Below are 8683 nucleotides of genomic sequence, written 5' to 3'. Positions count from 1 at the left end.
GCCACCACGGCCGGGCGGGGGCCCTGGTCGGAGCGGCTATACCGCGATGACCTCGATTCCCCGCTCCAGGCCGATGAAGTCGTCCGCGTTCCGGGTGTGGAGCGACAGGGGTTCCGGATCGGTCTGCGGCAGACCGATCACCACACGGGTGTCGAGCAGGCCGCGTCGGCGCCGTCCGCTGATGCGCGCCCCGACAGGTCGTCGCCGTCGACCCGGTCCTCGTCGTTGTCGAAGGCGTCGGCCTCGGCACGCAACTGTGCGGTGTCGACCGCGGGCGCGGGCGCGGACGTCGTGGTCGGGGCTGACGAGGGAGCCGCGCGTGGTGCGGGTTCCCCCGGGTGGGGGAGGGGGATCACCGTGCCGGGGGAGGGACGGGGCGGGTGGCGCGGGTGAGCCTGGCGGCATGGTGAGAAGCGGGTGGGCGGTGGCCGGCTGGGGGCTCGGGTACGCCGGGTTCGGGGTGGGGTGCGGGCTGAGCGGGACGGCGCTGTTCGGCGCGCACTGGCCGGGGTGGGTGGTGGCCGGTGTGGGGCTGGTCTCGGCCGTTGCCGGAGCGCTGGTGGTGCGCCGAAAGCCGGTTCGGGCGCTGCTGTGGTTGCTCTGCGGGGCGGCCGCGGTGGGGGCCTGGAGCCTGCTGATGGACCTGGTGACGCTGCTGTTCGGCCAGCGGGTGGACAGCGTTCCCGACGCGGTGGGGCGCGTCCTGGCGGCGGTGGGGGTGGTGCTGCTGGCCAGGGCGGCCCTGGGACTGCGGCCCGGCGCCCGTGTCGGCCGGGCCGGGCAGGCCGCGCCGGCTCCCACGGCGGCCCCGCCGCCCGTCCAACTCGCCGCCTGGGCGGGGACCCTGGCGTTCGCACCGTACGTGCTGATGAAGCTGGTCTGGGCGCTCGGCGGCAGCTTCGCGGGGATCAGCGGCGACCGGATGTACGCGAGCTACGTGCACAACGGCTCCTCCGGGCTCTGGCTCGCCCTGGAGCGCTGGGGCCTGGACGGCACGATGCTGCTGGCGCTGCTCGGGGTGTTCCTGCTCTGGGGGCTGGTCCGCCCGTGGGGGCAGGTCTTCCCGCGCTGGACCCTGCCGCTGCGCGGCCGCCGGGTGCCGCGCTGGCTGCCGCTCACCCCGGCCCTGCTGGGAGCGGCCACGCTGGCGCCGTACGGGGTGGTCGGGGTCGGCTACCTGGGGCTGTGCACCGCCGGGGTGACGCGGATCAGGCTGGGTGAGTTCGCCGGTGAGCAGAGCGCGCTGGAGGTCGCCTGGGTGGGGATGTGCGGGTTCGCCGGGTACGGGGTCGCGCTGGCGGTGGCCGCCCGGTCGTACTGGCGGCGGACGGGGGCCCGGGCCGCCGAGGTGCGCTGAGGGCGGGGTCGACTCGGGGCCGGGGTTTGCTGAGGCGGCAACATTGCTTGCCGATCCGGCGGGGTGGGCCGCAGCCTGGCGGTGGAGGTGAGCGCCATGGGCGGGACGACCGGGACAGCCGGAGCGGCCGGGATCAGGGAGAGCGAGCGCTACGACGTGGTGGTGGTCGGCGCCGGAGCGGCGGGACTGAACGCCGCGCTGGTGCTGGGCCGGGCCCGGCGCCGGGTCGCGGTGGTGGACGCCGGTGAGCCGCGCAACGCGCCCGCCGCCCACATGCACGGCTACCTGAGCCGGGACGGCATGCCCCCGGCGGCGCTGCTGGCCGTCGGGCGGGAGGAGGTCGCCCGATACGGGGCGGACCTGATCGACGCCCGGGTCGAGCACATCGAGCCCGCCGGCGCCGTTACCGGCACCGGTACCGGCACCGTTGCCGGGACGGCCGGGCCCGCGGTGCCGGGCTTCGTGGTCCACCTGGCCGGCGGGCCGGTGCTGCGTGCCCGCCGGGTGGTCGTCGCCACCGGGCTGCGGGACGGCCTGCCGGAGCTGCCCGGCCTGGTCGAGCGGTGGGGCCGCGACGTGCTGAACTGCCCGTACTGCCACGGCTGGGAGGTCCGCGACCGCCCGCTCGGCGTGCTCGGCAGCGGCCCGGGGGCGGTCAACCAGGCGCTGCTGCTGCGGCAGTGGTCGGCGGACGTGGTGCTGCTCGCGCACACCCTCGCACTGACCGACGCCGAGCGGGAACGGCTCGCCGCCCGGGACGTCCGGGTGGTCGAGGGCCGGATCGTCCGCCTGGTGTCCGAGGACGGGCGGCTGCGCGGCGTCGAGCTCGCCGACGGGCAGGTGGTGCCGCGCGAGGCGGTGTTCGTCTTCCCGCGGCCGGTGCCCCGGGACGCGCTGCTCTTCGGCCTCGACTGCGCCCGGGACGACGACGGCTGGGTCACCACCGACCGGACCGGCCGTACCAGCCTCCCCGGGGTCTGGGCGGTCGGCAACGTCGCCGACCCGCGCGCCCAGGTGGTCACCGCCGCCGGGGCGGGCGCGGCGGCCGCCTTCGCGCTCGACCACGACCTCGCGGCGGAGGAGGTCGAGCGGGCCGTCGAGCGGTACCGCGCGTCCGGCGCCGCCCTGCCCGCCTGAGCGGGGAAGCTTTCGTCCACCCACGATCGGAGAAACCCTGATGTCAGCGCACCGGCACGACCACTCCCACTCCCACGGCCCTTCCCACGGGCACTCCCACGGGCACGTCCCCGCCGCCGACTTCGACTGGGACGCGCTCGCCGCGCACCTGGAGCTGGAGGGCGACCTGCGGGCCGGCGCCGTCACCGAGGCCGGGCGGTGGCTGCTCGGCCTGCACAGCGAGGGCGCGGTACGGCGGGTCCTCGACGTCGGCAGCGGGCCCGGGGTGATCGCCGGACTGCTGGCGGAGGTCTTCCCAGCGGCCGAGGTGGTGGCCGTCGACCAGTCGGCCGCCCTGCTGGAGCGCGCCCGGGTCCGCTCCGGCGGCCGCCTCGGCACCCGACAGGCCGACCTGCCCGCCGAGTTCGACAAGCTCGGCGCGGCCGACCTGATCTGGTCCGGCAACGCCGTCCACCACCTGGGCGCCCAGCAGGCGGCGCTCACCTCGCTCGCCGGGGCGCTGCGGCCCGGCGGCCTGCTCGCCGTCGCCGAACGCGGCCTGCCCGCGCGCTACCTGCCGCGCGACTTCGGCCTCGGCCGGCCCGGCCTCCAGGCCCGGCTGGACGCCGCCCACGAGGACGTCTTCAGCACCATGCGGGCCGAACTGCCCGACAGCACCGAGGAGATCGAGGACTGGCCGGCCATGCTCGGGCGGGCCGGGCTGACCCCGACCGGCACCCGCACCTTCCTGGTCGACCACCCCGCCCCGCTCGCCGGCCCCGTCCGCGGCTACCTGCACGTCCAGCTGACCCGGCTGCGCGACCAGCTCGCCGAACAGCTCGACACCGAGGACCGGGCCACCCTGGACGCCCTGCTCGCGGAGGACGCCCCCACCGGAATCCTGCACCGTCCGGACGCCTTCTACCTCTCCGCGATGACCGTCCACACGGCCCGCCGGGACTGACCCGGTGGCCCCGCGAGCCCCTGGCGGTTCCGCCGGGGGCTCGCGGGTGGGCGGCCCGTCGCTTCAGGGCGTGAGGAAGGCGGCCACCGTGCGACTGAAGGCGGCCGGGTCGTCGAGCCACGGGTAGTGGCCGGCGGCGGGCTGGACGGCGGTACGGGCGTGGCGGAACAGCGCGGCCGTGGCGCGGACCGCGCCGGGCCTCGGGTCGGGGTCGTACTCGCCGGCCAACAGGAGGGCCGGGGAGGCGAGTTCGGCGACGGCTGCACGGACGTCGGCGGGTTCGAAGCCGCCGCTGTGGTAGGCCGCGGCGGCCTCCGGGTGGCTCTGGGCGGCGCGGTCGGCCTCGTGGGCGCGGGCGGTGGCGTCCCAGGTGCCGTGGAAGAGCGGCGCCACGGCGTCGGGGTCGGCGGCGCCGCCGGCGAAGGCGGTGCGGACGGCGGCCCGGGCGGCCGGGTACCACTCCTCCCGGGCGAGGCCGCGGGCTTCGGCCGCCTCGCGGTAGTCGTCCTCGGAGGAGGTGCTGCCGAAGATCCGGAGGCTGGGTGTGACCAGCACCAGCCGACCGGTGCGTTCCGGGTGCCGCAGCGCGTACAGGGTGGCGAGCGAGCAGCCGGCGGAGTGGGCGAGGAGGTCCGCCCGGCCGAGCCCGAGGTGTGCCCGGAAGGCCTCGACGTCCGCCACCTGCCGGTCGACCCGGTGGTCCGCCGGGTCGGCCGGGCGCTCCGAGCGGCCCGTGCCGCGCAGGTCGAGGACGTGCAGGGCGCGGTGTGCGGAGAGGCCGCCGAGGTCGCCGAGGTACGCGGAGTCGCGCATCGGGCCGCCGGCGAGGACGAGCAGGGGCTCGCCCTCGCCGAGCACGTGGTAGCCGAGCCGGGCGCCGGCGGGGCCGGTGAAGGTGGTCATCGGCCGATCGTGGCAACCGCGGTCCGGCCGGGGCAACGGGAATTCGGCCGACCTGTCCCGGGCCCGCCGCCGTCCGGCCGCTCAGCCCGCCGAGCCGCCGAAGCGCTCCGTCCAGGCCGCCAGGTCCTCGTCCGTGATCTTGGCGAACAGCACCGGCGGCACCGTGAACGCCGTCCCGGCCGGCACCAGGTCCAGCGCCCGCGCCTCCTCCGGGCCGATCCAGTCGCGGGTGGCGGCCGGCGAGTCCTCGGGCAGCGCGAAGGCGCCGCGCATGGCCGCCGCCGTGGTCGGGACGAACGGCTCGGAGACCACCGCGTACAGGTGGATCAGGTTCATCGCGGTGCGCAGGGTCAGCGCCGCCGCCTCCGGGTCGGTCTTCACCTGGAGCCAGGGCGCCTTCTCGTCCAGGTACGCGTTGCCCGCGCTCCACAGCGCGCGCAGGGACTGCGCCGCCTTGCGGAAGTTGAGCGCGTCCAGCTGGGCCTCGTACTCGGCGAGCAGCCCGGCGACCTGCTCGCCGAGGCGCTGCTCGGCCGCGCCCGGGGCGTGGCCGCCCGGGACGTCGTCGCCGAAGCGCTTGCGGCTGAAGGTGAGCACCCGGTTGACGAAGTTGCCGAGGGTGTCGGCGAGGTCCTTGTTGACCACCGAGGCGAACAGGTCCCAGGTGAAGCTGGAGTCGTCCGACTCGGGTGCGTGCGCCATCATGAAGTAGCGCCAGTAGTCGGCGGGCAGCAGGTCCAGCGCGTCGTTGCCGAAGACGCCGCGCCGCTGGCTGGTGGAGAACTTCCCGCCGTAGTACGTCAGCCAGTTGAAGGCCTTGACGTAGTCGACCTTCTTCCACGGGCGGCGCGAGCCGAGCAGCGTGGCCGGGAACATCACGGTGTGGAACGGGACGTTGTCCTTGCCCATGAACTCGGTGTACCGGACGGTCTCGTCGGCCTCGTACCACCAGGACTTCCAGTCCCGCAGGTGCCCGGCCGGGGCCGCGTCCGCCCACTCCTTGGTGGCGCCGATGTACTCGATCGGGGCGTCGAACCAGACGTAGAACACCTTGCCCTCGGCGGCCAGTTCGGGCCACACGTCGGCCGGCACCGGGACGCCCCACTCCAGGTCGCGGGTGATCGAGCGGTCCTGGAGGCCCTCGGTCAGCCACTTGCGGGCGATCGAGGAGGCCAGCACCGGCCAGTCGGCGGCGTGGGCGTCGATCCAGTCCTCGACCTCCTCGGTGAGCTTGGACTGGAGCAGGAACAGGTGGCGGGTCTCCCGGACCTCCAGGTCGGCGCTGCCGCTGATCGCCGAGCGCGGCTCCAGCAGGTCGGTCGGGTCCAGCACCCGGGTGCAGTTCTCGCACTGGTCGCCGCGGGCCTTGTCGTAGCCGCAGTGCGGGCAGGTGCCGACGATGTAGCGGTCCGGCAGGAAGCGGCCGTCGGCGTTGGAGTACACCTGGCGGATCGCGCGCTCCTCGATGAAGCCGTTGCGCTGGAGCTCGCGGGCGATCTCCTGGGTGATCTCCCGGTTCTGCGGCGAGGAGCTGCGGCCGAAGTGGTCGAAGGAGAGCCCGAAGCCGTCGTACACCGCCCGCTGCGCGTCGTGCGCCCGGGCGCAGAACTCCGCGACCGGCAACCCGGCTTCCTGGGCGGCGAGTTCGGCGGGCGTGCCGTGCTCGTCGGTGGCGCAGACGAACAGCACCTCGTGCCCTCGTCGGCGCAGGTAGCGGGCGTAGACGTCCGCCGGGAGCATGGACCCGACCATGTTGCCCAGGTGCTTGATCCCGTTGATGTACGGAAGGGCGCTGGTGATCAGGTGCCGAGCCATCCTCGGATGCTCCGATTTCTCCCGCACGCGCACCCCACCCGGAGTGCCGTGTCAGGCGCAGGGGTCCACTGTGGGCTGTCAGCCTAGGGCAAGGAGTGGGGGCCGGGGCGCAAGGAGCGGGGGCGCGGTCGGCGGAGCCGCCGCACGCGTCGGGCGGGGGCCGGGCGTCGGGGCCGGACGGGGCCGGACGTCACGGCCGGGTGAAGTCCCCGTACCGGTCGAACTCCCCGGACTTCACCCCGCGGACGAAGGCGGCCCACTTGCGCGGGGTGGTCCGTACGACGACCTCGGGCCGGTCCGACTCGCGGATCTCCACCAGTTCGCCCGCCGCTCTCACCTCGACGCAGTCGGTGCTCTCACCGCTGGCCGAGGCCTTGCGCCAGGTACTCATGCGAAGTCTTTCAGCAAGCACCGGATGAACTCCCGGGACTCGTCCGGTCCGAGTGCGATCGCCGCGGTCTCCTCCTTGATCCGGCGGTAGGAGGCCAATTCGACCTGGTTGTGCACGAATGTCGGCCCGTGGGAGAGATCGATCTGGACGGTGTCGAGCTCCGGGACGGGCCCGCGGGCGAGGTACAGGCTCTCCCCGGAACCGGTGTAGGTGGGCACGCTGAACGGGATCACCCGGATCTCCACCCCGGGCCGTTCGGAATTCTCCAGCAGGCCCCGCAACTGGTCGCGCAGCACGTCCGGGCCGCCGAACTGCATGCGCAGCGCGGACTCGTGCAGGAATGCGCTGTACGGCTTCGGGTGGTCGACGAAGATCTGCTGGCGCCGGATCCGGAACGCCTTCCGGATGTCCGCCTCCTGCCGGTACTGGGGGGGAAGCCGCTCGAACACCGCGGCGGCGTAGTCCGGGGTCTGCAGCAGGCCGGGGATGAAGGTGCTGTTCAGGATGGACAGGGAGGAGGCGTGGTGCTCCATCTCCGCGATGTCGATGATCGCGTTCGGCAGCCGGCCGCGGTAGCCGTCCCACCAGTACTTGCGCCGGTCCTGCGTCATCGCCAACAGGGCGTCCAGGTAAGGGCCGTCCTCGCAGCCGCAGGTGTGTGCCCAGATCCGGAGCCGCTCGGCGCTGATGCCCGACTTCCCGTTCTCCATCTGGGAGATCTTGGGCAGGTCGGTGCCGATGGTGGCGGCCAGGCTCTTGGGCGTGACGCCCACGAGTTCGCGCATCCTGCGCAACTCGATCCCGAGGCGCTGCTGGCGCACGGTCGGCGACAAGCGGGGTGGCATGACTCTCTTCTCCGGGTCGCGGCTCGCGTCGATGCTTCCGGTGAAGTGTGCCGCGCGTACCGGGCCCTAGCTACCAAAACAGGGGATACCCCACGATGGAGTGAACGTCTTCCCGCTCGGTAGCAACTCTGGCACCTTGACCCTATGGTCATCCGTGTCACTCGCTGACTTGTTGCCGCCTAAACAGTCGTCAAACAGTCGTCTAACGGCCGACATTCGGCCGTAATGACACATCAGATGCATGGTCGCGGCGCCCGAAATCACCGACCGGAGACAGCCATGCCCCTCCCCACGCCCCTCGGCGCTCCCCACCGGCCCCATCCACCCCGGCGCATTTCCGCATCCCGGTGAATGCGCTTCTCGTCGCCGGATTGTCGGCGCTCCTGCTCGCCGTCCTGTTCGTCGGCTGGCTGGTCTGGTTGGTGAACATCCAGGCCTGTGAACCCCGCGCGGCCAAGCACGAGTTCGCGGCCGGCCATTCCGCCCGCGGCGAGCGGAAATAGCCTCCGCGCCCCCCTCCGGAGTCCGACGGAGTCGGCCGTACGCCGCCGTACCCCCTCGGACTCCGCCGCACTCCGCCGGTCCGGCGGCTCAGCCCCGTGAAAGCCGCTCCGTCAGACGGGACTTGGCCGCCGGCCACTCCTCGGCGAGCATCGAGAAGTAGGCGCTGTCCCGCCAGGTGCCGTCGGGCCGCCGGCGGTGGCGGCGGAGGGTGCCCTCGTACCGGGCGCCGAGGCGCTGGATCGCGGTGCGCGAGCGCTCGTTGCGGGCGTCGGTCTTCCAGAAGACGCGGCCCATGCCGAGGTCCTCGAACGCGTGGGAGAGGAGCAGCAGTTTGGCCTCGGTGTTGACCGCCGTGCGCCAGACCGAGCGGGCGTACCAGGTGCCGCCGATCTCGACGGACTCGTCCTGTGCGCTGTGGTCGTGGTAGCCGGTGACGCCGACGGCCCGGCCGCTCGCGAGGTCGACGGCGGCGAAGTTCACCGACTCGCCGGCCGCCGCCTCGGCGACGCGGGTGTCGAGGACCGCGCCGAACTCCTGCTCCGAGACGGGCGGCAGGTGCATGGTCCAGCGCCAGACCTCGGGGTCGGAGCCGACGGCCGTCCAGAGGTCGTCGAGGTGGCGGCGCTCCAGCGGCTCCAGGCGGATGTGGCGGCCGGTGAGGACGACGGGTGAGGGCAGCTTCGCGGTCATGATCCGAACGTAGCGGCGCACTGCACTAGAAGCAAGAGATATTTGAACTAGTGCAAATCCGCCCCGCAAGGCAAGACGAGGGCCCCGCGGGACGGATC

General features: G+C 73.7%; 9 protein-coding genes. 4 read left to right on the top strand and 5 right to left on the bottom strand.

The window, feature by feature from the left end:
- The first annotated feature begins 403 nt into the window (after positions 1-403).
- From ACFU6K_RS21680 to ACFU6K_RS21670, 3 genes are all read left to right on the top strand, one after another.
- Positions 404-1357, top strand: coding sequence for a hypothetical protein (locus ACFU6K_RS21680; protein WP_380665383.1), 954 nt, complete (start codon positions 404-406; stop codon positions 1355-1357).
- 96 nt (positions 1358-1453) lie between these two features.
- On the top strand, positions 1454-2494 hold the full coding sequence (locus tag ACFU6K_RS21675; RefSeq protein WP_380665381.1) for an NAD(P)/FAD-dependent oxidoreductase: 1041 nt from the start codon (positions 1454-1456) through the stop codon (positions 2492-2494).
- A gap of 40 nt (positions 2495-2534) precedes the next feature.
- Entirely contained in the window at positions 2535-3437 is a 903-nt protein-coding gene (locus ACFU6K_RS21670; RefSeq protein WP_380665379.1) for a class I SAM-dependent methyltransferase, read from the top strand.
- A 63-nt stretch (positions 3438-3500) separates the two neighbouring features.
- Here the strand turns inward: ACFU6K_RS21670 and ACFU6K_RS21665 are convergent, their stop codons facing one another.
- From ACFU6K_RS21665 to ACFU6K_RS21650, 4 genes are all read right to left on the bottom strand, one after another.
- Positions 3501-4340, bottom strand: coding sequence for an alpha/beta fold hydrolase (locus tag ACFU6K_RS21665; protein WP_380665377.1), 840 nt, complete (start codon positions 4338-4340; stop codon positions 3501-3503).
- A gap of 81 nt (positions 4341-4421) precedes the next feature.
- The gene (gene metG / locus ACFU6K_RS21660; protein ID WP_380665375.1) at positions 4422-6155 is read right to left on the bottom strand and encodes a methionine--tRNA ligase; all 1734 of its coding nucleotides are present in this window, start codon (positions 6153-6155) and stop codon (positions 4422-4424) included.
- Between the two features lie 190 nt (positions 6156-6345).
- Positions 6346-6546, bottom strand: a complete 201-nt coding sequence (locus ACFU6K_RS21655; RefSeq protein WP_049656434.1) for a DUF397 domain-containing protein — start codon at positions 6544-6546, stop codon at positions 6346-6348.
- On the bottom strand, positions 6543-7391 hold the full coding sequence (locus ACFU6K_RS21650; RefSeq protein ID WP_380665373.1) for a helix-turn-helix domain-containing protein: 849 nt from the start codon (positions 7389-7391) through the stop codon (positions 6543-6545). Before ACFU6K_RS21650 ends, ACFU6K_RS21655 begins: the two co-directional genes overlap by 4 nt.
- 347 nt (positions 7392-7738) lie before the next feature.
- Between ACFU6K_RS21650 and ACFU6K_RS21645 the strand changes: the two genes are divergently transcribed.
- Complete coding sequence (locus ACFU6K_RS21645) at positions 7739-7894, top strand: hypothetical protein (RefSeq protein WP_380665371.1); 156 nt, start codon at positions 7739-7741, stop codon at positions 7892-7894.
- An 88-nt stretch (positions 7895-7982) separates the two neighbouring features.
- On the opposite strand, the gene ACFU6K_RS21640 is transcribed toward ACFU6K_RS21645, so the two are convergent.
- A complete protein-coding gene (locus ACFU6K_RS21640; RefSeq protein ID WP_380665369.1) occupies positions 7983-8585 on the bottom strand; it encodes a GNAT family N-acetyltransferase in 603 nt (200 codons plus the stop codon).
- Positions 8586-8683: the final 98 nt, after the last annotated feature.

The organism is Kitasatospora sp. NPDC057512, assembly GCF_042802135.1.
In the GTDB taxonomy this organism is placed as follows: domain Bacteria; phylum Actinomycetota; class Actinomycetes; order Streptomycetales; family Streptomycetaceae; genus Kitasatospora.
Note: the sequence above shows the minus strand (reverse complement) of the source record. Positions and strands in the feature narration are given on the sequence as shown.

What these genes read in the sequence shown, in the direction of transcription:
- ACFU6K_RS21675 (WP_380665381.1), top strand. Translation starts at nt 1,454, where the DNA reads ATGGGCGGGACGACCGGGACAGCCGGAGCGGCCGGGATCAGGGAGAGC.
- metG (WP_380665375.1), bottom strand. Translation starts at nt 6,155, where the DNA reads ATGGCTCGGCACCTGATCACCAGCGCCCTTCCGTACATCAACGGGATC.
- ACFU6K_RS21670 (WP_380665379.1), top strand. Translation starts at nt 2,535, where the DNA reads ATGTCAGCGCACCGGCACGACCACTCCCACTCCCACGGCCCTTCCCAC.
- ACFU6K_RS21640 (WP_380665369.1), bottom strand. Translation starts at nt 8,585, where the DNA reads ATGACCGCGAAGCTGCCCTCACCCGTCGTCCTCACCGGCCGCCACATC.
- ACFU6K_RS21665 (WP_380665377.1), bottom strand. Translation starts at nt 4,340, where the DNA reads ATGACCACCTTCACCGGCCCCGCCGGCGCCCGGCTCGGCTACCACGTG.
- ACFU6K_RS21650 (WP_380665373.1), bottom strand. Translation starts at nt 7,391, where the DNA reads ATGCCACCCCGCTTGTCGCCGACCGTGCGCCAGCAGCGCCTCGGGATC.
- ACFU6K_RS21655 (WP_049656434.1), bottom strand. Translation starts at nt 6,546, where the DNA reads ATGAGTACCTGGCGCAAGGCCTCGGCCAGCGGTGAGAGCACCGACTGC.
- ACFU6K_RS21680 (WP_380665383.1), top strand. Translation starts at nt 404, where the DNA reads ATGGTGAGAAGCGGGTGGGCGGTGGCCGGCTGGGGGCTCGGGTACGCC.